Consider the following 24,357-nt stretch of genomic DNA (forward strand, 5'->3'; position numbering starts at 1 on the left):
CACACCGTCCCCGAAGCCATCAACCGCCTCGACCCCACCCGACCCCTCACCATGATCGCCGGCCCCTCCGCCACCAGCGACATCGAACTCGAACGCGTCGAAGGCGTCCACGGCCCCCGCACCCTGTCCGTCCTCATCGTGGGCTGAGCCGGCGGCCGGACGCCGAAAGCGGCTGCCCGGCCGGGGTTCATCGGCTGCGGGCCCGACCACCCGCATCATCCGTTACCAGAGTTAACTGTCCTTCACATTCGCGGCCGGGCCGTCTAGGTTTCTCAGACGCGGCGGCAATGGTGCCGGCGCGACCGGACTGGAAGGAACCGACTGGTGTCGCTCCGCAATCGAAGCGCGATCGTCGCGACGATCAGCAGTATGGCCCTCCTCCTCGCCACGGCCGGACCGGCGACGGCCGCTCCGAACAACAACTCGGTGGCCAAGCTGACCAAGGCGGTCACGGTGGCCGGGGTGCTGCACCATCTGGAGACGCTCCAAGGCGTGGCCGATGCCAACGGTGGAGATCGAGCGGCCGGCCGGCCCGGATACCGGGCCTCGGTCGACTACGTGGTCGGCCAGCTTCGGGCGGCCGGGTACGCACCCGTCGTCCAGGACTTCCAGTTCGATTACTACGAAGAGAACTCGACACTGGCCCGGATCAGCCCGCTCCCCCGGATCTTCGCCGAAGGCACCGATTTCCTGCGCAACAACTTCGACAGCGGGGCGCCCGAGGGCACCGCCACCGGCACCCTGGTTCCGGTAGATCTGGTGATCCCGCCCGGTCCGACCGCCAATTCGAGCACCAGTGGCTGCGAGGCCGCCGATTTCGCCGGGTTCCCCGCCGGCGGGATCGCGCTCATGCAACGCGGAACCTGCGGATTCACCGTGAAGACGCTGAACGCCCAGGCCGCCGGCGCATCGGCGGTGATCATCATGAACGAGGGGCAGCCGGGCCGCACCGGTCTGGTCAGCATGATCGGTGACGCGACCGGCCTGACCATCCCGGCGATCTTCACCACGTATGACGCCGGAGCGAACCTGGCGAGCTTGCCCGGGACCACCGTCAGGGTCTCCGTCGACTATGTCGAGGACGAGCGCACCGCGTACAACGTGCTGGCCGAGACGAAGGCCGGCAACGGCGCCAACGTCGTGATGGCCGGCGCGCACCTGGACAGCGTCCAGGGTGGAGCAGGCATCAACGACAACGGATCCGGCAGCGCCGCCCTGCTCGAAACCGCCATCCAGATGCAGAAGGTCAAGCCGAACAACACGGTGCGGTTCGCCTGGTGGGGGGCCGAGGAGGAGGGCCTGCTGGGCTCGGAGCACTACGTAGCGACGCTGCCCGAGGCCGATCAGGACAGGATCGCCCTCTACCTGAACTTCGACATGATCGCGTCGCCCAACTACTTCAACGGCGTGTACGACGGCGACAACTCCAGCGGGACCGCGCCGGCCGGCTTGGTCATCCCGCCGGGGTCGGCCCAGATCGAGGACGTCTTCGAGAAGTACTTCGCCGACCGTGGTGTCCCCTCCCAGGACACCGAGTTCTCCGGGCGCTCGGACTACGGTCCGTTCATCGCGGTGGGCATCCCGGCCGGTGGACTGTTCACCGGCGCCGAGGGCTTCAAGACGGCCGCGGAGGCGGAGCTATACGGCGGCCTCGCCGGAGCGGCCTACGACCCCTGCTACCACTTGTTCTGCGACAACCTGCGCGGTGACGGGCAAGATGCCGCGATCTACGATGAGCTGCGCGACGACTATTCGCTCGTCGGCAATGTCAACACCGAGGCGTTGGACGTCAACTCCGACGCCCTGGCCGCCGCGGTGATCACCTTCGCGTTCGACACATCGACGGTGAACGGGGTTCGGGCGCCGGGCAAGTCGCATGGCGCCGGCAACAGCGCGAACGCCCACGCAGGCGAGGCCGCCGCCTAGGATCACGAGGGCGGTCGGCGCTCCACCACTCCGGCGCGGTCGGCGCCGGGGTGGTGCTTCGCCACCGTACGGTTCCGCCACGACCGCCAGACGGTCAGGCCGTGGGCCGCGGCGTCCCGCTCACCAGGCCCGCCCGCAGTTTCGGCAGACCCGGGCCGGTGAGGTTGGCAAGCCCGGTCGGCCGGCCGGTCAGCACCAGCAGCAACGCGGCGATCGGACCGGTGACGTCGCTGCCCTCGCCCACCGCCCAGGCGACGTCGGTGGCGACGAACCGAAACCCGGTGAACCGGCGACGCGCATGAAACATCGCACCATTCCGCCAGACCGCGTCGGCGGCCACCGCGGCCGCGTCCGCGGGCATCGGGATGTCCCGCCCCAGCGGCAGGGCGATGTCCTGCGCGTGCACCAGGTAGTCAATCGCGCTCTGCCGGTAGGTCAGCGTCGGCAGCGGACGCCACACCCCGATCCGGTCGCGGATCTCGGCGACGATCGTTCCGGTCGGCAACCGGGCGTGCCGCCGCGCGGCCGCGTCGATGGCCCCGGCCATCCCCCCGGACCTAATCAGATCGGGCACCGCCCGTGGCAGCTCGGACCACCCGGTGTTCTGCCGGGCCACGTGGGCCGCCGCCTCCCGGACGGTCCAGCCCGCACACAGCGACGGTTCTCGCCACTCCCGCTCCGACAGGTCCTCCAGCAGGGCGACCAGCAGACGGCGCTGGTCGTCGATCGCCATCCACACCTCGTCACGATTCATCGGCTCCTCCGATCACAGCCACTTGATGACGGGCAGCCCCTTCGACGTCACCGGACCGGGATCCGGCTCCGACGAGAGCCTGCAGCAGCGCAACGATCTGGCTGGCGGGATCGAAATGCGGGTCCGGGATGGCCAATTGGTGTAGCACCAATCCGGTCACATAATTGCCCAGCACGTGGACGTGGTAGTCCGGGTCGGTCGAGCCGATCAGCCGCAACCAGTTCGCGATCCACGCGCTGACCCGCGCGCCGGTGTTGGCCATGTGCTCCCGCAGGGCTGGATTGTTGGCCGATTCCACCAGCAGCGCATACCGGGACAGGGTCAGGGACCGGTTCGGGCCGGCACTGTCCTGCGCGACCGCACCGAGGGCCCGCCCCAACTCGGCCGGACCGACCGGGCACACGGATGCGGCCAGCTCGTCAAAACCGCGTCGTTCCCGGTCGGACACCCGCACCACGATCGCCGCGAACAACGCCTCCCGAGTCGGAAACCAGTTGGCCGTCGACCCGAGCGGCAACCCTGCCTCCGCATCCACCGCACGATGGGTGACGGCGCGCACGCCGCGCTCCCCCAGAACCGCAATGGCAGCGTCCAGCAAGGACTCTCGACGATCCGGCATCATGTGATACTACAGTTGTTGTTCGTTCGCCGGGCCGGTCCGGCGGACATCGCGAGGCCGACGTCGACCAGGTACCGGGTCAGCTCGACCCGCCGCGCCGCGAGCGCGACCAGGTCCGGGGTGACCGGCTCGGGCAGCCGATCCAGCGGCAGGGACTGGAAGGCGTTGCGCACCACCAGGGTCGCCTCGAACGCGAAGACGACCTCGGCCATCGGCACCTCGCACGACTCCAAGGCGAGCCCGTGCATGAAGCCGTCGACGATCACGTCATGGATGGCCGGCAGCGCGCCGACCGACAGGTCACCGGTGTGGGCGTGCCCGATCAGGAGCTGGCCCAGGTCGAACCCGATCGCCTCGGGATAGGGCCACGTCAGGTCGATCGCCACCAGGGTTTGCGGTTCGTCGACCGGGGTCAACAGGTTCTGCGGGCAGGCATCACCGTGTCCGAGCGATCTGGGCAGGGTGTCGAAATGGTCCAGCAGGGCGGGCAGCCGGCCAGCCAGCGTGCGCAGGTCGTGCAGCAACTCGTCCAGGGCGGTCCCGGCGAACATCGGGTGCCCGGCCAACCCGGGCTCGGCGAGGCGCGGCACAAGCCAACCGTTGATCGGACCATCGACGACCGCGCGCAGCGGGGTGCCTGGACCCGCACCGGACCGGTGCACCTCGGCCCGGCCGCGGCACCGCGCCGTCAGCCGGCCCAGGGCCACGGCGGCCCGGTGATAGCGCTCGCGATCCCAATCGCCGGGAGCGGTCTCGATCCATTCCAGCCACAGGGCGACGCGGTCGTCCCCGAGCTCGTCCCGCCGGTACAGCACGGGCAACCGCAAGCCGGGCGGCATGAGCCCGGCCACGCCGGCATCACGCATGTCCAACTCCGCCCGCCAGGGGTACCCCGCGATCCCCGCATCCCGAAACGAGTTCGGAACCTGGTTCAGCAGCGGCCAATGCCGGGGCGAGCGGATGATCTTCACCAGCACGTCCCATGGCACCGGGTCCGACCGGGAGCCGGACGACTGGGCGGTCCCCTGCAGGTGCAGCACCGCCTCCGTGCCGATCGCGTCCACCGGAATTGCCGTGGTGGAGCATCGCTCAACGACCACCGGCTCGCCCACCAGCATCCCGACCACGCAGACCAGTCCGGCGCCGCTCGGCGCCACCACATCGTGGGCCGGTACGAGTCCCTCACCGTCCATGCCTGCCTCCGAGATGTCGATGACTGCCGACGATCGCGACGAGATCTGGACTGATACTACATATGTTGTTTAATCGACAGCAAGTGTTTTGTTCATCCGACGACCTCCACTCTCCGGCTGAAGCCCTCCCGCAAAGCCAGTAGTCTGTTTCCCGCAGATGGTCCGCCGAGCCCCAGGCCCGGCGGGACAACAGGGAACCCGGTGCGAGTCCGGGACTGCCCCGCAGCGGTGATCGGGAACGACCGCCATCACCCCGCCCTCGGGCGGGGTCCAGCACTGGGTGCTTCAGGCCCGGGAAGCGATGGCCAGTAGGCACGTCCGACCGGACGACCGCCCGAGAGTCCGAAGACCTGCCATCGGTGCGTGGGCCGCCGGCCCGCTGCGTTCGGGACCGCGAGGGACGGTCGCGCGCGAACGGGTGCCCCTCGGGGCGGCCCGGGCTCGCTGGCTCCGAACCCGCCCGTATCGGAACGGTCCAGGAGCCGCCCCGTGATATTCCCCCGTCCGACCCCCCGCCGGTTGACCGGCGCCCTGCTGAGCGTTGCGCTGCTCGGCGCCGCTCTCGCCGGCTGCGCCGCCACGCCCGCCGCCCCCTCGACGAGCACGACGATGGACGCGAGCCCGAGCGCCGGCGCCGCCACCCTCGACGCCAACGGCTGCATCACGAACTACCAGGCGGGCGTCGACTACTTCCCGGTCAAGTCCGAGATCACCCACGCCAAGAACTTCAGCCTCAGCTACCACGACTCGTACCAGGTGCTGACCGTGCCGCAGCCCACCGAGGGCGGCACTCCGGAGGAGTATGTGCTGGTCAAGTGCGGCGCACCCGTCCCCGAGCTGACCGGCGAGCTGGCCGGCGCCCCGGTCGTCACCACCCCGGTGACCGCCCTGTACTCCGCGTCGACCACGCACCTGCCGTTCCTCGTCGAACTCGACGCGCTGGATGCGTTGACCGGCGTCGGCACCAAGGGCTTCATCTCCGAGAAGCAGGTGCAGGACCGGGTCGCCGAGCCGGGCGTCGTCGAGTTCTCCCCCACCGGCACGATCGATGCGGAAACCGTCATCGCCGGAAAGCCGCAGGTGCTCATCACCGCCGGCTACGACGACCCCGCCTATGCGGTCATCTCCGCCGCCGGAATCCCGGTTGTGGCCAACGCCGACTGGCTGGAGAACGACCCGCTCGGGCGCGCCGAGTACCTCAAGTTCTTTGCGGCCCTGACCGGCACCGAGCAGCGGGCGGCGGAAGCGTTCGCCACCGTCGAGCAGAGATATCAGCAGATCGCCGCCTCGGCGGCGAACGCGAGCAAGGTGGCGGTCGTGCCCGGCCAGCCGTTCCAGGGAACCTGGTACATCCCCGGCGGTGATTCGTACACCAACCGGCTGATCGAGGATGCGGGTGGCACCACCGCCTGGGCCGACGACACCACCACCGGCAGCATTCCCTCCGACCTGGAAACCGTGTTGGCCAAAGCCGGCACCGCGCCGGTCGCGCTCGCCAGCACCACCTGGACCACCAAGGCCGAGGCCCTGGCCGACGAGCCCCGGCTGGCCGAATTCGCCGCCTACCAGGCTGGCGACGCATGGAACGCGGCCAAGGACGTCACTCCGGCCGGCGGCAACAACTTCTACGAGCTCGGCGTCGCCCGGCCCGACCTGGTGCTCGGCGATCTGGTGGCGATCCTGCACCCGGAGCTGGCGCCGAACCACGACTTTGCCTTCTACCTGCAGCTGGGCTGACGTGACCAGGGTCGGCGGACGCGAGTCGGCCATACGCATGATGGGCACCGGGGCATCGCTCCCTGTCGGGGCGCGGAGCCGGCGCGCGCCCCGATGAGAGCGGATCGATGAAGTCCCGGCCGGCACTGGTGCTCGGCACCCTGGTGGTGCTGACGCTGATGTCGGCCGTGCTCGCGGTGGGGGTCGGCTCCGTGCCGATCCCGCCGGTCACCACCCTGCGCTACTTCACCGGCGGTCAGGTCGATCCGACCGCGGCCGCGCTGCTGCACCAGGTCCGGCTGCCCCGGGCGATCACCGCGATGCTGGCCGGCATCGGGCTGGCCGTCGCCGGGCTGCTGATGCAGACGATCTTCGCCAACCCGCTGGCCGATCCGTACATCCTCGGGGTGTCCTCCGGCGCCAGCCTCGGCGTGGCGATCGCGGTGCTCGGCGGCGGCACCCTGGCCGGCGGCTTCGTCGCCGGGCTGGGCCTGACCGGCCGGGTCGGCGTGGTGACTGCCGCTGCCGTCGGGGCGCTGGCGGTGCTGCTGCTGGTGCTGCTGTTCGGCCGGTGGGTGCGGTCGGTGGTGGCGCTGCTGCTGATCGGCGTGATGATCGGGTCGGCCACGACGGCACTGGTGGCGTTGCTGCTGGCGTTCTCCGCCCCCGACCGGATCCAGAAGTACGTGCTCTGGGGTCTCGGTTCGGTCGGCGGCACCACCTGGCCGGACCTGGCGTTCCTCGCCCCCGTGGTCCTGCTCGGGGTGGCCCTGGCGGGATGGATCGCGCCGTCGCTCAACGCGATGCTGCTCGGCGAGAAGTACGCCGCGTCGATGGGTGTCGCGGTGGGCCGGATTCGTGTGGTCGCGATCGTCTCGACCGCGGTGATGGCCGGGGCGGTGACGGCGTTCTGCGGACCGATCGCCTTCGTCGGCATCGCGGTGCCGCACCTGGCCCGGATGGCGGTGGGCCGGGCCGACCACCGCTGGCTGGTACCGGCATCGGCGCTGATGGGCGCGGTGGTACTGCAATTGTGCGCGGTGATCGCCCAGTTGCCCGGTTCCGAGGGAGTGCTGCCCCTGAACGTGGTGACGGCCGCGATCGGCGCGCCTGTCGTGATCATCGCGCTGCTGCGCAGCCGCACCCTGGCCGCCGGGGCGTCATGAGCCGGGACCTGGTGGTGGAGAAACTGACGGTGGGCTACCCGCACCGGCGGCGGGCCCGGGTGGTCCTGGCCGGCGTCTCGGTGCGGGCCGTCGCCGGCCGACTCACGCTGTTGCTCGGGCCGAACGGTGCCGGCAAGTCGACGCTGCTGCGATCGATCGCCGGGCTGCAACACCCGCTGGCCGGCTCAGCGGCCCTGGGCGGGGAGCCGTTGGCCGACCTCGACCCGCGGGAGCGGGCCGCGAAACTCGCGGTGGTGCTGACCGAACGGTTCGACCCCGGTCTGCTGCGGGGCCGGGACGTGGTCGAGCTCGGCCGCTTCCCGCACCGCACCCGGGCCGGATCGTTCACCGAACAAGACAGAAGAGCGGTCGACGAGGCGTTCGCCGCCGTGCATGCCGCCGACTTGGCCGAGGTGTTGCTGGCCCGGATGTCGGACGGGCAACGTCAGCGGATCATGATCGCCCGCGCGCTCGCGCAGGCGCCGCAACTGTTGCTGCTCGACGAGCCGTCCGCGTTCCTGGACGCGCCGGCCCGGATCGAGCTGCTCGCGGTGCTGCGCCGGATCGCCCGCGAACGGGAGATCCCGGTCGTTGCCTCCACCCACGACGTCGAGGCGGCCGTCCAACTCGGTCAGGACGGCTGGCTGATCGGTCCGGGTGACCAGGTGACGAGCGGGCCGGTCACCGACCTCGCCCGGGGTGGCGCGATCGGCGCGGCGTTCGACACCGCCGATGTCGAGTTCGATCGGGCCACCGGGCGGTTCGGCCTGCGCTGAACCCCGATGGAGCGCGGCTCACCACTCGTCGACGGGCACATACTGGGCGATCCGATCCATCCGGCGTTGCGCCGCGGCGACCTCCCGGACGGCCTGGGCCAGGACGCTGCGGTCGATCGGGCTCATCGCGTCCAGGTCCACCTGGTCCGACGGCTCCGCGCCGTCGCGCAGTTGGCGGAGCTGATGCTGCAACCGGAGTCGCTGGAGCACCCGGAACGATTCGATCAGGGTGTCCGCCCGGTCGGCCGGCACCATCTCGGACCCGGCGGCCGACCGCAACCGGTCGACCGTCGGCAGGGCCGTCGAGCCGGCATTCAACGCCGCCCACCGACCGATGTTCACGATCGGCAGGACGCCGTGGGCCTTGAGGTCGAACGGGCCGGACCGGAGCCGAAGCGCGTCGCGCAGGGGATGCAGCTGCGCCCGCCGGGAGAGCATCTCCCGCAGCAGCAACCGGTTGGTGCCGGGGTGCCGGCGAAGGTCGCCGAATACGCGGTTCACCTCGGACAACCCGGGGTCGCCGTGGATCGGCCGGCCGTCGACCATCAACGACGTCATGATCGCGCCGCTGTCCTTCTCGGGGGCCGCCATCCAGTCCAGCGCGGCGGCGTGCCAGTCCCGGTTGGTCCGGGCGAAGCGCGGATTCTCCGGGTTGGTGCCGTGCCGGTCACGGCGCAGTCCGGCCCCGTCCAGCAGGTCGTTCACCTCGGCGAACACCGCCCGGTAGGCATCGGCCAGGTCGGGCCCGACGGAGTCGTCGAAAGCCACCGCGCAGTCGATGTCGGAGGACAGGACGGCCTCGTGGCGGCCGTTGCTGCCCAGGGACAACCAGGTGAACGAGTCGGTGGACAACTCGGGGTGCCGGTCGAAGACCAGGCCGATCGCCCGCCGGATGATCGTGTCGATGACGGCCGAATGCACCTGGATGACCATCCCCGCGTCCAGCCCGCGGACCAGCAGGTCACCGACGAGGGCGGGCAGCCGCCGGGCCCGCTGGCACAGCTCGTCGCCGGTCTGCGCCCGGCGGATCTGCTCGTGCAGCGACACCCCGGCGGTGGTCGCGGACACCATGAAGTCCCGGGGCGCGACCACCCCGGACAGCTCGCCCGCCGCATCGACGACGAGGACGAAGTCCGCATCGCGGTCGAGCAACAGCAGCAGGGCCTGGGCGGAGGAGTCGCCACGCGCGACCGTCGGCGGATCGAGGTCGGCGACCCGGTCGACCGGCACCGGCGGCAGCGCGCCGGCGGGGTTGAGGGATCGGCGCAGCATGGCGTCGGTGACCATGCCGAACCCGCCGGACGGCAGCCGGACCGCCGCGCACGGGAGGTCACGCGCGGCCATCGCGGCGGCCACGCCGGCGACCGGTTCGTCGGCGGCAACGACCAGCGGCTGAGTGACGATCAGATCGTCGACCGCGCTGTAGGCGGTCAGCCGGGGAATCTGCCGCCCGATGGTGGGCACCCGCTCGACCAGGTACCGCGCTCCACCCATCGGGGCGAAGGCGGCGGTGACCGCCGATGCCGGGAAGGCGGCAACCCGCACCGGGGTGGCCGCCACGGCGAGCGGCCCGACCGGCCGCTGGGACAGCACCGAGGAGAATCCGATGACGCCGCCCGCGGCGCGTTCCTCGTCCGGCTGCCCGACCGGCCGGTTGTCCTCCGGTCCGATCCGAGTCCACAGGTCGACCCGGCCGTCCAGGACGAGCAGCACCTCGCGTTGCGGCGCGGAGAACGCGTCGAAAACCACCTCGGCCCGCTCGAATCGGGCGAACCTCGCTCGCGCCGCCAGCTCGGCCCGCCGAGCCGGGTCGAGCCGGGCGAACGGCGGATGGTGACGGAACAGTTCGGTGAGCTCGCTCGTATCCAGCGGGGGTAACTCCGTTTCGGGTTCGGACGATCGCGGCCGGAGGCGGTGCCGCCTACTCCGAACCGGCCGTGATCGTACCGGCCTTCGCCCCCCGGCGCCCACCGAACCGGTGCGAATCCGGACATTTCCGGACGTGCGGCCCGGGCCCCGGAAATGGTGTCGAATAGCGATAACGGAGGTTCACAATCGCCGACGGTCACCGCAGAATTGTTAAATCCAAAAACTAACCCGCACCATCGCACCATGGGCGACAACGCTGTCGGGGCTACCGGGCGTCGGCCCGGCGCAGGTCGTTACAATTCGGTAAACCATTGCTATAGAACAACTTCAGGCACCCGGCCGACCGGAATGGACGATCGTCCCAGGTAGAGATCGATCGGGAACACCGGCCCCCGCGGAGCGTTCGGTCGCTCGGACCGGCGCTTCCCCGCCATTTCCCGGCCCACCGCCGCCCCGTTCATCAGGCCGTTACAGCGAATGGTCGAGCAGGTCTTGTCCTCGAAGAGGATGGGGCACATACTCATCGTCGCCCGTGCTGACAGCCAGTCAGACAGGTAGTCGAATTGGCAGCCCGCCGAACGCCGAACCCCGGCGTCAAGGGAGGTTCCGTGACCCAGACCCAACCCCGCCCCCCGTCCGCGTCGTCGTTGGACGCCGAGAACGAGGGCTACAAGCAGAGCCTCACCCGCCGTCAGGTCCAGATGATCGCCATCGGTGGCGCCATCGGCACCGGCCTGTTCCTCGGCTCGGCCTCCCGGCTGCACAGCACCGGGCCCGCCCTGTTGTTCAGCTACGCCTTCGTCGGCGTCATCGCCTTCTTCCTGATGCGGGCCCTCGGCGAGCTCATCTTGCACCGCCCCACGTCCGGCGCCTTCGTCTCCTACATGCGAGAGTTCTATGGCGAGGCCGGCGCGTACGTCACCGGCTGGATGTACTGGCTGAACTGGGCGCTCACGGGCATCGCCGAGCTGTCGGCGGTGGGTCTGTACGTGCAGTTCTGGTGGCCGAACATGCCCGCCTGGGCGACCGTGCTCATCGCCCTGGCCGTGGTGCTGGTCATCAACCTGCTGTCTGCCAAGGCGTTCGGTGAGTTCGAGTTCTGGGCCTCGGTGCTCAAGGTGCTCGCCATCGTGGTGTTCCTTGCGGTGGGCGTGGTCGTAGTGTCTTTCGCCATGAACGTCGGCGACCACGTCGCCGGGTTCTCCAACCTCTGGAGCAACCCGGGCGGGTTCTGGCCGACCGAAAGCCCGTACTACTGGTACGGCCCGATCCTGGTGATGTCCGGGGTGGTCTTCGCCTACGCGGCCATCGAGATGGTCGGGGTCGCCGCCGGCGAGATGGAGAACCCGCGCCGCGAGGTGCCCAAGGCGGTCAACGCGGTCATCTTCCGGATCGGCGTCTTCTACTGCGGCTCGATCCTGCTGCTCGTGTGCATGCTGCCGACCAGCGAGTACACCGCCGGCACCAGCCCGTTCGTGACGGTGTTCGAACGAATGGGCTTGAGCTGGATGAGCGCCCTGATCCAGGGCATCCTGATCGTGGCCGCCATGTCCAGCCTGAACTCCGGGCTGTACTCCACCGGACGCGTGCTGCGAAGCCTCGGTGTGTCGAAGCAGGCGCCCAGGTTCACCATGAAGATGAGCAAGTCCGGGGTCCCGTGGGCCGGCATCGTCATGACGTCCGTCGTCTACGTGTTCGGCGCGGTGCTGAATGCCATCGCCCCCGACGCGTTCGAGATCGCTCTGGAGGCCGCCGCGATCGGCGTGGTCTTCACCTGGGGCACGATCTTCGCCTGCCAGCTGCGACTGCGCCGGCTGACCGACCGGGGGGTGATCCCGGCCAGCACGTTCCCGATGCCCGGATCGCCGTGGACCAGCGTCTTCGGCCTGATCTTCCTGGCCTTGGTGCTCATCGGCTTGGCCGTGTCCGGGTGGCAGAGCTCGCCGTACTTCTGGCACAAGACCGCGTTCGTCGTCGTCACCATCGGCATCCCGGTCATTGTCGTGGCCCTATGGGTCGGGTGGCTGATCGTGCGCCCGAAGGTGGTGGAGCACACCGGCGACCGGATGGGATCGGTGTGGACCGACGACGGCCCCCGGTACGGCGGCGACGACGTGGCCGGCGAACTCGACCCGGACGACCGCAACGCCCACGACGACGTCCCGCCGGACGAGTCCTACCGGGACATCAGGCCATGAGGAGGGCACCCATGACGCGACTCATCGACTCGATCCGGCGCGGCGTCGCCCTGTCCCTGGTGGTCGGGCTGACCGCAGTGGGGGCCGTTGCCTGCGGCTCGAGTGGCACCGTCCAGACGCCGACCACGGTCTCCGGCGCGCAGGAGGGTGGCAAGCTCACCATCGGCATCTCCTTCGACCAGCCCGGTCTGGGCCTGCGGGACGGCGACACCTACTCCGGATTCGACGTACTCACCGCGACCTACGTCGCCCAGGCGCTCGGCGTGCCCAAGGAGAACATCACCTGGCAGCGGGCTGACCCGGCCGAGCGGGAGAAGCTGCTGGCGGACGGCGACGTCGACCTGGTGTTCTCCACCTATTCGATCACCGACGAGCGCAAGCAGAAGGTCGATTTCGCCGGCCCCTATTTCCTGGCCCACCAGGACCTGCTGGTCCGGCGCAACGAAACCGACATCACCGGCCCGGACACGCTGGACGGCCGGGTGCTGTGCTCGGTCACCGGCACGACATCGTCGGCCTACGTCACGGCGAACTTCCTGGGCAACATCCAGCTCGTCGAGAAGCCCCGGTTCTCCGACTGCGTCGCGGCGCTGGCCAACAGCGAGGTGGACGCGGTCACCACGGACGACGTCATCCTGGCCGGCTTCGCGGCCCAGCCCGAGTACAAGGGCAAGCTCAAGGTGGTCGGCAAGGGCTTCACCGACGAGTACTACGGCGTGGGCGTGCCCAAGGGGGATGACGAGATGGTCGCCAAGGTCAACGATGCGCTCAAGCAGTACATCGCGGACGGTTCCTGGAAGGCGGCGCTGGACCAGACGGTCGGCCCGTCCGGCTACTCGATTCCGAGCCCGCCGACGCCCGGTAGCGTGTGATGCGGGGCAACGACCCAACGGAAGGGTGAGGCGTGGGAGCGACCGACGCGTTCGCCGGTCGGCCCGTCGTCGGGCAGCGGATGAGCGCGGTCGACTACGTGCTCCGCGATCTGCGGGACGCCGTCGAGTCCGGGGTGATCCACGTCGGCGAGCGGCTGCCGTCGGAATCGGCGCTGGCCACTCGCTACTCGGTCAGCCGGACGGTCATCCGGGAGGTGCTCCGCGCGCTGGAGGCGAAGGGCCTGACCGTCACCCGGGACGGCAAGGGCACCTTCGTGGTGGCCACCCACCCGCACGACGTGATGTTCGAGGGATACTCGGCCGCGCACCTGATGGAGGCGCGGCCGGGTGTCGAGATCCCGGCCGCCGCGCTGGCGGCACTCCGGCGGACCGACGAGCAGCTCGACACCATCGCGGAGCTCATCGAGCGGATGGAGAAGGAGAGGGACGAGACCGTCTGGACCCGGCTGGACGCCTCGTTCCACCTGGCCATCGCGCAGGCGTCGGGAAATCCGGTCTTCGCGGACGTGGTCGCCAGCCTCGCGGCCGCGCTGGCCGGCCAGTCGGAGATGCTCAACATCCAGCCGCTGCGGCGGGCGGCGTCCCAGGCCGAGCACCGCACCATCGCCACGGCGGTCGCGCGCGGTTCCGCCGTCGAGGCCGAGGACGCCATGCGCTTCCACCTCGAACAGGTCAGGGAAGCGGTGAGCGTGACCCTCACCGCTTCCCCCTCGGCGGCACCGGCTCCGTCGGCGGCGCGTGCCGCAGCGGCTGCGGCGCCGGTCAAGCGGTCCGACCGGAAGCGGCGGCACTGACCGTCGGATCCTCCAGGGCCGGCCGGCTCGTGCGCCGGTTCATCGACGATGTGGCCAGCCACCTCATGCGCCCGGCCGCCCGGCGCTTCGCTGATCCAAGTCCCACACGCGCACCCGCCATGTCGGTTTTCATGGGTTTTTGATCAGCGGAGCCGACCTCCCGCGGCCGGGGCAAGACCCGCCGCGCCTCCTCCCCCGGGCCGGACCACTTCGCTGATCCAAGTCCCACACGCGCACCCGCCATGTCGGTTTTCATGGGTCTTTGATCAGCGGAGGGGCCGTCGCCGAGCAGGAGGCACTCGCGAGCGCCCGGAGTCACCGCACGTACAGCGTTTTCGGTCGGGAACGAACTCCCGGGCCGAGCCCCAAGAGGGCGCGACCCTCGCTGCTGGACCATGTCCGCAGGCGACCGGTCGGCAGCGGTGCGGTATTCAGGAGCTGACGCACCTGGCCGGCCAGCGCATCCGGCGAGCCGACGGCGACCGCCCATCCGTAGCGCAACACCCGGATGCCCAACTGCTGGATCCGCCATTCTCGACGCTTCTCCTCGCGGATCGCGGCAGCGGGGTCGTCGACGTACTTGCTCAGGCCGTCGGCCTCGACGCCGACGCGGTGCGCGGCCCAGTAGTGATCGAGCCGAAACTCGGGCAGGTACTCGCCCACCCACACATTCGACGCGCTGGGCGGCAATCCGGCCTCGATGAATGCGAGCCGGCCGGCCGATTCCAGGGCCGATTCGACATCGGGGTCGCAATGCCGGACGGCCCAGGCGGCGCGGGCCGCACCCGGCCAACCGTCGATGTCCGCGAGTGCGGCCGCCAGCGGTTCGCGGGTCTGGTCGCGCGCGGCGACGGCGTCGGCGACGACGAGCGACGCCAGCCGGTCGGCGCGTCGACCGATATCGACGGCGGCGAATGCCGGCCCCACGACCGCGATCCCGTCGACCTCCCCGAGCCATCGACTCGGGACCGCTGCAAATCGGGTACGGCCGTTGACGGTTCGGTTGGAGCCGCTCTGGGCGGGACCCGGACGGACCACGCTCGGGACGTCCGGAGGATCGCCCATCGTGGACAGCCGGTGCATCGTCATCGCCGACCACTCGACGGCGTGCGCATTCGGCGGGCTCACCATCACGAACGCTCGCGTCCGGAGGCGGAACCGATCCCAGGGATCGAGCGACTCGACCAGAGCCGGATCGGCATAGATGCCGTTGGCCAAGGGCAGGAGCATGCCGTCGTGCAGCCAGCGGCTCATCGTGCTCCTCGTGACGCCGAGCCGCATCAACTCGCCGCGGCGGACCAGCCCGTCACCGGCGGTCAGGGCGCGACCGACGGAGGTGGGAATGCCGGACACTCGACGCATCCGCGAAGCTTGACGGACGGGGCGGCCAGGCAGGGCACGTCATTGCAATTCGGTGGATAAGTCCTGTGGACAACTCCGAGGTGGCCGGCTCCCTGGTTCGTGCCATCCTCGGGCCGGACCCCCGCCGCACCGAGCTCCGCTGATCGAAGTCCCACTCCGGCGCCCGAAACGGGCGATTCCGCCAGACTTGGATCAGCGAACCGGGAACCGGCACCTGGATCAGCGGACCGGGAACCTGCACCTGCGCCTGCACCGGGAACCGTCCGGCCGCCCGGGCGAGGCGGATCTCGGCCCCTACCCGGCACACGCCGCGTCACCCCCGCACACTGACGCGATGAAGCTTCTGGTGATCGGCGGCGGACCCGCCGGAGTGTCCGCCGCGCTACAGGGCGCCGAGCTCGGGGCCCAGGTGACGTTGGTCGAACGCAAGCGGGTCGGTGGCACCAGCATCAACGAGGGCCCGGCGCCGGTCCGCACCCTGGCCCGAGCCGCGCGACTGGTCCGCGACGCCCGGTCATGGGAGACGTTCGGCCTGCGCGGCAGCGCCCCGGAGGTCGACGTCGGCGCCGCGGTGGCCAATGCGATGCGCGTGGCCGACTACTCCCACGACGTCAAGCGGATGAGCGACTACATCGCCAGTTGCGGCGTCGACGTCGTCCAGGGGGTGGGTGAGGCGTGGTTCGTCGACGAGCACACGATCCGCATCGCCGACGGTCGTGAATTCACCGCGGACGCGATCGTCATCGCGGTCGGCGGGCATGCCGGGCGGTTGCCGATCCCCGGCGCCGAGCTGGCTCTGACCTACGAGGACATCCGCGAGCTGCGCGAGCTTCCGGTGTCCACCGTGGTGGTCGGCGGCTCGGACACCGGTTGCCAGCTCGCCTCGATCCTTGTCGACTTCGGTTCACAGGTCACCGTTCTCGAATTCGCCGAGCGGATCAAGCCGCGGTCCGACCGGGACGTGTCGGCCGGCCTGACGGCCGCGTTCGAGGAGAAGGGGATGCGGGTGATCACCGGCACCCGGGCCAGCGGGATAGAGCAAGCGGGTGACGTCTTCCTGGTCCACCACGTCAAGGACGGCGTGCAGCGCACCGAAGCCGCGGACCTGGTGTTCTTCGCGGTCGGCTGGCCGGGCAACGCTGACCTCCTGCGGCCCGAGACGATCGGGCTACGCACCGAGCGCGGCTACGTCACCGTCGACGACCGGCTGGTCAGCAACCTCGACCACATCTTCGCGGCCGGCGACGCGAACGGCCTGTCCATGCTCGTGCCCAGCGCCCGGCAGCAGGGGTTGATCGCCGCCGAGAACGCGGTGATGGGCACCCGCCGACGCAATACCCACGAGATCGTGCCGACCGGTTCGTTCACCGACCCCGAGTACGGCAGCGTCGGCCTGACCGAGGAACAGGCCCGCGCCCGGTACGACTGCGAGGTTGCCATCGTCCGGTACGACGACCTGCTGCGGCCGGTCGTCGACGCCCGGTCCGGCGGGTTCTGCAAGCTGATCGTCGAGTCGAACCGCCGGTACATCCTCGGCGCGCACGTGCTCGGCGAATACTCCGCCGAGATCATCCAGATGGTCGCGACCTGCATGGCGACCAACATGCGCATCGAGCAGCTGGCCGACCTGCAGTTCGCCTTCCCGACGTTCACCGAGGCGGTCGGGATGGCCGCGCAGAAGTGCGTGCGGCAACTCGGTATCGCCCGGCTCGCGCAGCAATGGAGCGAACTGCGCCCGCAGGCCGGGCCGGATTCCCCACTCGACCGGCCCGGCCCGGCCGGGTCACCCCGCTGACGCCGGCCGTCGCCCGATCATGGCCGGGACAGTCCGGCGGCCTCCCGGGCCAACGATTCGATCCGGGCCCAGTCTCCGGCCGCAACGGCGTCGTCCGGGGTGATCCAGGAGCCGCCGACGCACGCCACATTGGGCAGGGCGAGAAACTCCGGGGCGCCGGCCAGATCGATCCCGCCGGTCGGGCAGAACCGGAACTCCGGCATCGGGCCGGAGAGTCCCTTGAGGTAGGCGGTGCCGCCGGCGGGCTTGGCCGGGAAGAACTTTCCGTGATCCAGGCCGCGTTCCATCAGTCCGATGACCTCGGATGCGGTCGCCGCCGCGGGCAGCGGCGCCGCCCCGCTGTCCAGCATCGAATCGAGCAGTCGGGGGGTCGAGCCGGGGCTGACCAGGAACTGCGCGCCGGCCTTGACCGAGAGCCTGACGTCGTCGGGGTTCAGCACGGTACCGGCGCCGACGATCGCGCCGGGCACCTCCTGGGCGATGCGCTCGATGGCGTCGAGGGCACACGACGTCCGCAGGGTGACCTCGAGGACGGTCAGACCGCCGGCGACCAGGGCCGCGGCCAGCGGAACGGCAACCGAGCTGTCCTTGATCACGATCACCGGGATGACCGGCGCGCGATCGAGCAGTTCGCCGATTCCGGATGGGGATGATGACATGGTGGTCTCCACAGTGGTTGGTTGAGTGACTGGTTCAGTTGAGGTGGGTGCCGACGAGTTGCGGCTGCTGAGGGGTCGCGGCGGGCAGGCCGAAAACGGCGGCACCGGTGTCGGCATCGCCAGCCGCATGACGGAACACGTTGAAAAGTTCACGGCCGGTGCCGGCGTAGCTCTCGTCGTCCGGGGGCGCACCTGTGGACGCCCGGTCGACCAGACAATCGACCGTTTCGACATGCAGAGTGCCGGTGTCGCTGTCCAGCCGGATGAGGTCGCCGTCCCGCACACGGCTCAGCACCCCGCCGACCGCAGCCTCCGGCGTCACGTGGATGGCCGCGGGCACCTTGCCGGACGCGCCGGACATGCGGCCGTCGGTCACCAGCGCGACCCGGTGTCCACGATCCTGCAGCACCCCCAGGATCGGGGTGAGCTTGTGCAATTCGGGCATCCCGTTGGCCCGCGGGCCCTGATAGCGGACGACGACAATGACGTCGCGGTCCAGTTCGCCCCGCCGGAAGGCCTCGACGACCTGCGCCTGATCGTCGAACACGCGGGCCGGCGCGGTGACGACCCGGTGGGCGGGGGCCACGGCGGAGACCTTGATGACCGCCCGGCCGAGATTGCCGGTCAGTACGCGCAACCCGCCGTCCGCGGTAAACGGATCGTCGACCGGCCGCAGGACGTCGAGGTCCAGGCTGCGGAACGGCTCCTGCCGGTACCGGTCCAGGCCCGGCCCGGCGACGGTCTGCACGTCGGGGTGCAGCAGTCCGGCGTCCAGGAGCTGCCCGATGAGAAAGGCCATGCCGCCGGCCGCCTGGAAGTGGTTCACGTCGGCCCCACCGTTCGGGTAGACGCGCGCGAGCAGTGGCACGACGGCGGACAGGTCGCCGAAGTCCTCCCACGTCAGGCTGATTCCGGCGGCCGCCGCGACGGCGACCAGGTGCATGGTGTGGTTGGTCGATCCGCCGGTCGCGAGGAGACCGACAACCGCATTGACGATCACCTTCTCGTCGACGACCCGGCCCATCGGGGTGTACGACGTTCCCGTTGCGGTGATCTCGGTGACCCGCGCGGCGGCCGCCGCGGTGAGCGCTTCCCGCAGCGGAGTTCCGGGATTGACGAAGCTGGCGCCGGGCAGGTGCAGGCCCATGATCTCGACGAGCATCTGGTTGGAGTTGGCGGTGCCGTAGAAGGTGCAGGTGCCCGGCCCGTGATAGGACGCGGCTTCGGCCTCCAGCAGGTCTTCCCGGCTGGCCTTGCCCTCGGCGTAGAGCTGGCGGATCCGGCTCTTCTCGGCGTTCGCCAGACCGGAGGTCATCGGCCCACCGGGAACCAGGATGGTCGGCAGGTGACCGAAGGCCAGACCGCCGATCAACAGCCCGGGCACGATCTTGTCGCAGATGCCGAGAAGGAGTGTGCCGTCGAACATGTCGTGGGACAGGGCGACCGCGGTGGACATCGCGATGACGTCCCGGCTGAACAGCGACAGCTCCATCCCGGCGCGGCCCTGGGTCACGCCGTCGCACATGGCCGGTACGCCGCCGGCGAACTGGGCCAGTCCCCCGGCGTTGAAGATCGCCCGCTTCAGGGCCGCCGGGTAGGTCTCGTACGGCTTGTGTGCGGAGAGCATGTCGTTGTAGGAGGACACGATCGCGACGTTCACCTTGTGTCCGCGGCGCAGCCCCAGCTTCGTCTCCGGCTCCGCGGCCGCGAAGCCGTGGGCGAGATTCGCGCAGCCGAGCCCCGTCCGGGCCGGGCGCCGCTGAGCCGCGGCATCGATCCGGTCCAGGTACCGCCGGCGGGTGACGGTGCTACGGGCCACGATCCGGTCGGTCACTGCCGACATCACGGGATGTAAGGGCGCAGGCGCGGTCATTCTGTGGTTGCTCCTTCAAGGGTTGGGCCGGCGGCCTGCACGCATGGCGAAGCGGCAGGTGAGGGCGGGCCGGGACGATCCAGCTCGGTCGTCCGCCGGATTGACGCTGTCCGGCGGCGGGGTGCGCGGTTGCGGTCTCGCGGGCCGGCCGGCTACGTGAGCAGGTCGCCGATGGGTGGGGCGGATGAGGTGCCGGGGTGGGTGGAGCCGAGGGCGCTGGAGCCGTGTTCGGGTGTCAGCCGGAGTCGGGTGATGATTTCGGCGGCTTCTTCGGCGGGGGGCCGGCCGAGGTCGATCTGGAGGACGTTCTCGTCGGGGCTGGGGGGTTCGAGGGTGGCGATCTGGGTGTCGAGGAGGGCGGCGGGCATGAAGTGGTCCTGGCGGGCGTTCATGCGTCGGCCGATGGTGTCCTTGTCGCCGGTGAGGTGGACGAACACGACGTGTGGGCCGCGCATCCGGTCCCGGTAGATCTTTTTGAGGGCGGAGCAGGTGATGATGCCGGGCAGGCCGGCGGCGGTGTGTTCGGTGATCCATTCGGTGACCCGGTCGAGCCAGGGCCACCGGTCGTCGTCGGTCAGCGGGGTGCCGGCGCTCATCTTGGCGACGTTGGCCGGGGGGTGCAGGTCGTCGCCCTCTTCCAGGTCCCAGCCGAGTTGGCCGGCCAGGATCCCGGCGACGGTCGATTTGCCGGACCCGGACACGCCCATGATGACCAGCACCGGCTGTTGCGTGGCCGCGTCGTGGTCGATCGTCATGGCGGAACCGTGCTTTCGGGTCGGGGACTGCGGCGGGCGGGACACGTTGGGGTGGGTGGTCATCGGGGGTTAGACGACCAGGGACAGCAGCAGGACACCGACGAGGCCGCAGACCGAGATGAGGCATTCCATCACGGTCCAGGTCTTGAGGGTTTGCCCGATGCTGGTGCCCAGGTAGCCCTTGACGAGCCAGAACCCGGCGTCGTTGACGTGGGACAGGAACAGGGAGCCGGCGCCGATGGCCAGGACCATCAGGGCGACGTGCGGGCTGCTCAGTTCGGCGGCGACCGGGGCCAGGATCCCGGCCGCGGTGACGGTCGCGACGGTGGCCGATCCGGTGGCGACGCGGATCAGGACGGCCACCACCCAGGCCAGGAACAGCACGGACAGGCCGGAGCCCTGGACGGCGTCGGCGATGACCTGGCCGATGCCGGTGCTGATCAGTACCTGTTTGAAGCCGCCGCCGGCGCCGACGATGAACACGATCCCGGCGATCGGCGGCAGCGAGGTCTCCAACGTGCTGGCGATCGCGTCGCGGTTCATCTGGCCGCCGCGGCCCAGGATGAAGATGCCGGCGATGACCGCGATGAGCAGGGCCATCGCGGGCAGCCCGAGGAAGTGCACCACGGTCCGGGCGGCCGAGTCCGAGCCCGGGGCGACGACGTCCCACAGGGCGCTGGCCAGCATGAGCACGACCGGGATCAGGATGCTGACCAGGGCGGCCAGGAACGAGGGGCGGGGCTTGTGGGTGACGTCTTCGCCTTCGTCCTCGGCGGTGACGAACAGGGCGGGCACCGGCACCGGCGCCCATTTCGCGGCCAGGGTGCTGAACAGGGGTCCGGCGATGATGACGGTCGGGATCGCGACGAGCACGCCCAACGCCAGGGTCAGGCCCAGGTTCGCGCCCAACGCGCTGATCGCGACGAGCGGCCCGGGATGCGGCGGGACCAGGCCGTGCATCGCGGACAGCCCGGCCAGCGTCGGGATCGCGACCCGCATCAGCGACAGGCCGGAGCGGCGGGCGACCAGGATGATCACCGGCATCAGCAGGACCAGGCCGACCTCGAAGAACATCGGCAACCCGATCAGCGCGCCGACCAACGCCATCATCCAGGGCAGCGACCGGGTGCTGGCCCGGTTGACCAGGGTGTCCACGATCCGGTCCGCGCCGCCGGAATCGGCCAGCAGTTTGCCGTACATCGCGCCCAGCCCGATCAGGATCCCGACGCCGCCCATCGTGTCGCCGAACCCCTTGGCGAACGCGGTGACCGACGCGGTCAACCCCAGGCCGGCGGCGATCCCGACCGAGATCGCGCCGATCATCAACGCCAGGAACGCATGCAACTTGAAATACGTGATCAGCAGCACGATCACCGCGATCCCACCCAACGCGGCCACGACCAACTGCGCGTTCGACCCGGTCGGCACCACCGGATCAGGAGCGGCCATCAGAAACGGCACGGACATTGGGCCTCCTACGGCTCAGGGGTTGACGCTCGGGCGACAGGCACCAGGTCCAGCGCGAATACGCATGTGACTGACGTGAACGTGCGGCATACAACATGTGTGTTCTCGTTCTGGAACTGAAAGATACTACGAATCAGCCGAACGGGCAAGAGGCGACCTGACGCCGAACGGACCGGCGACTGAACCTGCGTTGCGCATGCAAGCGCCCGGATGCGCATCCACGGTTCAGCGACTGCCTCAGGTCGGGACCGCCGCCGTCGACGACGCCACCACCGCGAGCGGCGGTTCGCTCCTACCTGATCGACGTCCTGCCCAGCACCCGGGCCACCGGCGGCATCATCGACAACATCACCACTCGGTGCCCCCGGACCACAGATGATCATGGTGACGGCCGGACAACGGCCGGCCCCACCGGTGCAGCGAGATCACCCCAACGGCGTCATCTATCCGTGACCTGTTCGCCATACCGGCTCGGAAAACGTGACGGACAATGCACGGATGACCGACACCGACGCCGCCACCGACGTCAGCCTCGACGCCGTGACCACCTCCGCGGACGGGAACGTCCAACTCCTCGGACCGGTCGGTTCCGACGGCACCGATACCGGGGTGGCACCGCTGCACGAGATGCACCCCACCAACGGCAACTTCCCCGGCATCGGCGACTACGCGTTCCTGTCGGACTGTGAGGCCAACTGCCTGATCGCGCCGTCCGGCGCGGTCGAGTGGATGTGCGCGCCGCGCCCGGACTCACCGAGTTTCTTCACCGCGCTGCTGGACCGGGCCGGTGGGTCGTTCCGGGTCGCCCCGTTCGGCGTCGCGGTGCCCGCGGCCCGCCGATATCTACCCGGCACGATGGTGCTGGAGACCACCTGGCAGACGCCGACGGGCTGGCTGGTGGTGCGGGACGCGCTGATCATGGCCGAGTGGCACAACACCGACGAGCGGTCCAAGACCCACCGCCGCTCGCCCACCGACTACGACGCCGCGCACGTGCTGCTGCGCACCATCAAATGCGTCTACGGCAACGTCGACCTGCAGATGACCTGCGAACCGGTGTTCGACTATGCCCGCAAGGGCGCGAAGTGGACGTACCCGCGCAAGGACTACTCGGAGGTGGTGGCCACCGCGAAGGGACAGCCGACCCTGCGGCTGACCAGCTCCCTGCGAATCGGCCTGGAGGGTCGAACCGCGCTGGCTCGCACCAAGATGAAGCGGGACGAGGTGCACTACGTCTCGCTCGCCTTTTCCGACCTGCCCGGACCGGCCACGACCGCCGAGGCCGAGGACTGGATGTGGCGGACCGGCGAGTACTGGCGGCAATGGCTGTCCCAGGGCACCTTCCCCGACCATCCGTGGCGGGCGTACCTGCAGTCGTCGGCGTTGGCGCTGAAGGGCCTGTCATATGCGCCGACCGGCGCGCTGCTCGCCGCGGCGACCACGTCGTTGCCGGAAACCCCGGGCGGCGAACGGAACTGGGACTACCGGTACACCTGGATCCGCGACTCCACATTCGCGCTGTGGGGCCTGTACACGCTGGGCTTCGACCGGGAGGCCAACGACTTCTTCTACTTCATCCACGACGTGTGCCGGGACAACCCGAACGACCTGCAGATCATGTACGGGGTCGGCGGGGAGCGGCATCTCGAGGAGGGCACGCTCGACCACCTGACCGGGTACGACGACGCCCGCCCGGTGCGGATCGGCAACGGCGCGTTCAACCAGCAGCAGCACGACGTGTGGGGCGCCCTGCTCGACTCGATCTACCTGCACACCCGGTCCCGCGAGCAGATGCCCGAGGAGCTGTGGCCGATCGTCATCGCGCAGGTCGAGCAGGCCTCGGCGCACTGGCGGGCCCCCGACCGCGGCATCTGGGAGGTCCGCGGCGAGCCGCAGCACTTCACCGCGTCGAAGATCATGTGCTGGGTGGCGTTGGATCGCGGGGTGCGGCTGGCCCGGTTGCACGACTCACCGGAGATCGCCGAGAAGTGGCAGAAGATCGCCGACGAGATCCACGAGGACGTGCTGGCCAACGGTGTCGACGACCGCGGCGCTCTGGTGCAGCGGTACGGCGACACCGCGCTGGACGCGTCGCTGCTGCTGGCCCCGCTGGTCCGGTTCCTGCCACCGGACGACTACCGGATCCGGGCGACGGTGCTGGCGATCGCCGACGAGCTGACGCATGACGGGTTGGTGCTGCGCTACCGGGTCGAGGAGACGGACGACGGCCTGGCCGGCGAGGAGGGCACCTTCACCATCTGCTCGTTCTGGCTGGTCTCGGCGCTGGTCGAGATCGGCGAGGAGGAACGCGCGCACGCGCTGTGCGAACGGCTGCTCTCGCACGCGTCGGCGCTCGGGTTGTACGCCGAGGAGCTCGACCCGGTCAGCGGTCGGCACCTGGGCAATTTCCCGCAGGCGTTCACCCACCTGGCGCTGATCAACGCGGTCACCCACGTGATCCGGGCCGAGGAGCGGCGCCGCTCGCACGGGTTCGCGCCGGCCAACCGGCAGGCCTGAAGCAGTCCGAGGTCGGCCGACCGGG

19 protein-coding genes and 1 riboswitch are annotated in these 24,357 nt (G+C 70.0%); of the genes, 10 read left to right on the top strand and 9 right to left on the bottom strand.

Annotation, left to right across the window (positions count from 1 at the left end):
• Both ACILSK_RS17925 and ACILSK_RS17930 read left to right on the top strand, forming a co-directional pair.
• Nucleotides 1-147 (top strand): LUD domain-containing protein (locus ACILSK_RS17925; RefSeq protein WP_395728631.1); only part of this gene is annotated, 147 nt, incomplete at its 5' end.
• 222 nt (nt 148-369) lie between these two features.
• Nucleotides 370-1,926, top strand: a complete 1,557-nt coding sequence (locus tag ACILSK_RS17930; RefSeq protein WP_395728545.1) for a M28 family peptidase — start codon at nt 370-372, stop codon at nt 1,924-1,926.
• A 94-nt stretch (nt 1,927-2,020) separates the two neighbouring features.
• Here ACILSK_RS17930 and ACILSK_RS17935 read toward each other — a convergent pair whose 3' ends face one another.
• The 3 genes from ACILSK_RS17935 to ACILSK_RS17945 are packed head-to-tail and all read right to left on the bottom strand — an operon-like array spanning nt 2,021 to nt 4,492.
• Nucleotides 2,021-2,680, bottom strand: a complete 660-nt coding sequence (locus tag ACILSK_RS17935; RefSeq protein WP_395728546.1) for a maleylpyruvate isomerase family mycothiol-dependent enzyme — start codon at nt 2,678-2,680, stop codon at nt 2,021-2,023.
• Complete coding sequence (locus tag ACILSK_RS17940) at nt 2,670-3,299, bottom strand: TetR/AcrR family transcriptional regulator (protein ID WP_395728547.1); 630 nt, start codon at nt 3,297-3,299, stop codon at nt 2,670-2,672. The genes ACILSK_RS17935 and ACILSK_RS17940 overlap by 11 nt, the downstream gene beginning before the upstream one ends.
• Nucleotides 3,299-4,492, bottom strand: coding sequence for an aminoglycoside phosphotransferase (locus ACILSK_RS17945; protein ID WP_395728548.1), 1,194 nt, complete (start codon nt 4,490-4,492; stop codon nt 3,299-3,301). The genes ACILSK_RS17940 and ACILSK_RS17945 overlap by 1 nt, the downstream gene beginning before the upstream one ends.
• A gap of 141 nt (nt 4,493-4,633) precedes the next feature.
• Nucleotides 4,634-4,865: riboswitch (cobalamin riboswitch) on the top strand.
• Between the two features lie 116 nt (nt 4,866-4,981).
• On the opposite strand from ACILSK_RS17945, the gene ACILSK_RS17950 reads away from it, so the two are divergent.
• From ACILSK_RS17950 to ACILSK_RS17960, 3 genes are all read left to right on the top strand, one after another.
• On the top strand, nt 4,982-6,229 hold the full coding sequence (locus ACILSK_RS17950) for an ABC transporter substrate-binding protein (protein WP_395728549.1): 1,248 nt from the start codon (nt 4,982-4,984) through the stop codon (nt 6,227-6,229).
• Between the two features lie 107 nt (nt 6,230-6,336).
• Nucleotides 6,337-7,374, top strand: a complete 1,038-nt coding sequence (locus ACILSK_RS17955) for a FecCD family ABC transporter permease (protein WP_395728550.1) — start codon at nt 6,337-6,339, stop codon at nt 7,372-7,374.
• Complete coding sequence (locus ACILSK_RS17960) at nt 7,371-8,150, top strand: ABC transporter ATP-binding protein (protein ID WP_395728551.1); 780 nt, start codon at nt 7,371-7,373, stop codon at nt 8,148-8,150. Before ACILSK_RS17955 ends, ACILSK_RS17960 begins: the two co-directional genes overlap by 4 nt.
• An 18-nt stretch (nt 8,151-8,168) precedes the next feature.
• On the opposite strand, the gene ACILSK_RS17965 is transcribed toward ACILSK_RS17960, so the two are convergent.
• Nucleotides 8,169-9,899: a putative nucleotidyltransferase substrate binding domain-containing protein gene (locus ACILSK_RS17965; protein ID WP_395728552.1), complete on the bottom strand. Its 1,731-nt coding sequence runs from the start codon at nt 9,897-9,899 to the stop codon at nt 8,169-8,171.
• A gap of 728 nt (nt 9,900-10,627) precedes the next feature.
• Here ACILSK_RS17965 and ACILSK_RS17970 point away from each other — a divergent pair.
• The 3 genes from ACILSK_RS17970 to ACILSK_RS17980 all read left to right on the top strand — a co-directional run bounded on the left by ACILSK_RS17970 (nt 10,628) and on the right by ACILSK_RS17980 (nt 13,904).
• Nucleotides 10,628-12,217, top strand: a complete 1,590-nt coding sequence (locus ACILSK_RS17970; RefSeq protein WP_395728553.1) for an amino acid permease — start codon at nt 10,628-10,630, stop codon at nt 12,215-12,217.
• 11 nt (nt 12,218-12,228) lie between these two features.
• Nucleotides 12,229-13,089 (top strand): glutamate ABC transporter substrate-binding protein, encoded by an 861-nt coding sequence (locus ACILSK_RS17975; protein WP_395728554.1) that lies wholly within the window; start codon nt 12,229-12,231, stop codon nt 13,087-13,089.
• A gap of 80 nt (nt 13,090-13,169) precedes the next feature.
• Nucleotides 13,170-13,904 (top strand): FadR/GntR family transcriptional regulator, encoded by a 735-nt coding sequence (locus tag ACILSK_RS17980; RefSeq protein ID WP_395728632.1) that lies wholly within the window; start codon nt 13,170-13,172, stop codon nt 13,902-13,904.
• A gap of 315 nt (nt 13,905-14,219) precedes the next feature.
• Here ACILSK_RS17980 and ACILSK_RS17985 read toward each other — a convergent pair whose 3' ends face one another.
• Nucleotides 14,220-15,266, bottom strand: coding sequence for a hypothetical protein (locus ACILSK_RS17985; RefSeq protein WP_395728555.1), 1,047 nt, complete (start codon nt 15,264-15,266; stop codon nt 14,220-14,222).
• A gap of 334 nt (nt 15,267-15,600) precedes the next feature.
• Here ACILSK_RS17985 and ACILSK_RS17990 point away from each other — a divergent pair, with 334 nt between their 5' ends.
• Complete coding sequence (locus tag ACILSK_RS17990) at nt 15,601-17,061, top strand: dihydrolipoyl dehydrogenase family protein (protein WP_395728556.1); 1,461 nt, start codon at nt 15,601-15,603, stop codon at nt 17,059-17,061.
• Between the two features lie 17 nt (nt 17,062-17,078).
• Here the strand turns inward: ACILSK_RS17990 and eda are convergent, their stop codons facing one another.
• From eda to ACILSK_RS18010, 4 genes are all read right to left on the bottom strand, one after another.
• The gene (gene eda / locus ACILSK_RS17995) at nt 17,079-17,720 is read right to left on the bottom strand and encodes a bifunctional 4-hydroxy-2-oxoglutarate aldolase/2-dehydro-3-deoxy-phosphogluconate aldolase (protein ID WP_395728557.1); all 642 of its coding nucleotides are present in this window, start codon (nt 17,718-17,720) and stop codon (nt 17,079-17,081) included.
• Between the two features lie 34 nt (nt 17,721-17,754).
• Nucleotides 17,755-19,593 (bottom strand): phosphogluconate dehydratase, encoded by a 1,839-nt coding sequence (gene edd / locus ACILSK_RS18000; protein WP_395728558.1) that lies wholly within the window; start codon nt 19,591-19,593, stop codon nt 17,755-17,757.
• Nucleotides 19,594-19,745: 152 nt separating this feature from the next.
• Nucleotides 19,746-20,348 (bottom strand): gluconokinase, encoded by a 603-nt coding sequence (locus tag ACILSK_RS18005; RefSeq protein ID WP_395728559.1) that lies wholly within the window; start codon nt 20,346-20,348, stop codon nt 19,746-19,748.
• Nucleotides 20,349-20,417: 69 nt separating this feature from the next.
• On the bottom strand, nt 20,418-21,815 hold the full coding sequence (locus ACILSK_RS18010; protein WP_395728560.1) for a GntP family permease: 1,398 nt from the start codon (nt 21,813-21,815) through the stop codon (nt 20,418-20,420).
• A 498-nt stretch (nt 21,816-22,313) separates the two neighbouring features.
• Between ACILSK_RS18010 and ACILSK_RS18015 the strand changes: the two genes are divergently transcribed.
• Nucleotides 22,314-24,332: a glycoside hydrolase family 15 protein gene (locus tag ACILSK_RS18015; RefSeq protein ID WP_395728561.1), complete on the top strand. Its 2,019-nt coding sequence runs from the start codon at nt 22,314-22,316 to the stop codon at nt 24,330-24,332.
• Nucleotides 24,333-24,357 lie beyond the last annotated feature (25 nt).

The organism is Nakamurella sp., assembly GCF_044224575.1.
Lineage (GTDB): Bacteria > Actinomycetota > Actinomycetes > Mycobacteriales > Nakamurellaceae > Nakamurella.

Excerpts from the sequence above, each read along its gene's own strand:
- ACILSK_RS17930 (WP_395728545.1), top strand. The coding sequence starts at position 370 with ATGGCCCTCCTCCTCGCCACGGCCGGACCGGCGACGGCCGCTCCGAAC.
- ACILSK_RS17935 (WP_395728546.1), bottom strand. The coding sequence starts at position 2,680 with ATGAATCGTGACGAGGTGTGGATGGCGATCGACGACCAGCGCCGTCTG.
- ACILSK_RS17940 (WP_395728547.1), bottom strand. The coding sequence starts at position 3,299 with ATGCCGGATCGTCGAGAGTCCTTGCTGGACGCTGCCATTGCGGTTCTG.
- ACILSK_RS17945 (WP_395728548.1), bottom strand. The coding sequence starts at position 4,492 with ATGGACGGTGAGGGACTCGTACCGGCCCACGATGTGGTGGCGCCGAGC.
- ACILSK_RS17955 (WP_395728550.1), top strand. The coding sequence starts at position 6,337 with ATGAAGTCCCGGCCGGCACTGGTGCTCGGCACCCTGGTGGTGCTGACG.
- ACILSK_RS17960 (WP_395728551.1), top strand. The coding sequence starts at position 7,371 with ATGAGCCGGGACCTGGTGGTGGAGAAACTGACGGTGGGCTACCCGCAC.
- ACILSK_RS17975 (WP_395728554.1), top strand. The coding sequence starts at position 12,229 with ATGACGCGACTCATCGACTCGATCCGGCGCGGCGTCGCCCTGTCCCTG.
- ACILSK_RS17980 (WP_395728632.1), top strand. The coding sequence starts at position 13,170 with ATGAGCGCGGTCGACTACGTGCTCCGCGATCTGCGGGACGCCGTCGAG.
- ACILSK_RS17985 (WP_395728555.1), bottom strand. The coding sequence starts at position 15,266 with ATGCGTCGAGTGTCCGGCATTCCCACCTCCGTCGGTCGCGCCCTGACC.
- ACILSK_RS17990 (WP_395728556.1), top strand. The coding sequence starts at position 15,601 with ATGAAGCTTCTGGTGATCGGCGGCGGACCCGCCGGAGTGTCCGCCGCG.
- eda (WP_395728557.1), bottom strand. The coding sequence starts at position 17,720 with ATGTCATCATCCCCATCCGGAATCGGCGAACTGCTCGATCGCGCGCCG.
- edd (WP_395728558.1), bottom strand. The coding sequence starts at position 19,593 with ATGACCGCGCCTGCGCCCTTACATCCCGTGATGTCGGCAGTGACCGAC.
- ACILSK_RS18005 (WP_395728559.1), bottom strand. The coding sequence starts at position 20,348 with ATGACGATCGACCACGACGCGGCCACGCAACAGCCGGTGCTGGTCATC.
- ACILSK_RS18010 (WP_395728560.1), bottom strand. The coding sequence starts at position 21,815 with ATGTCCGTGCCGTTTCTGATGGCCGCTCCTGATCCGGTGGTGCCGACC.
- ACILSK_RS18015 (WP_395728561.1), top strand. The coding sequence starts at position 22,314 with ATGACCGACACCGACGCCGCCACCGACGTCAGCCTCGACGCCGTGACC.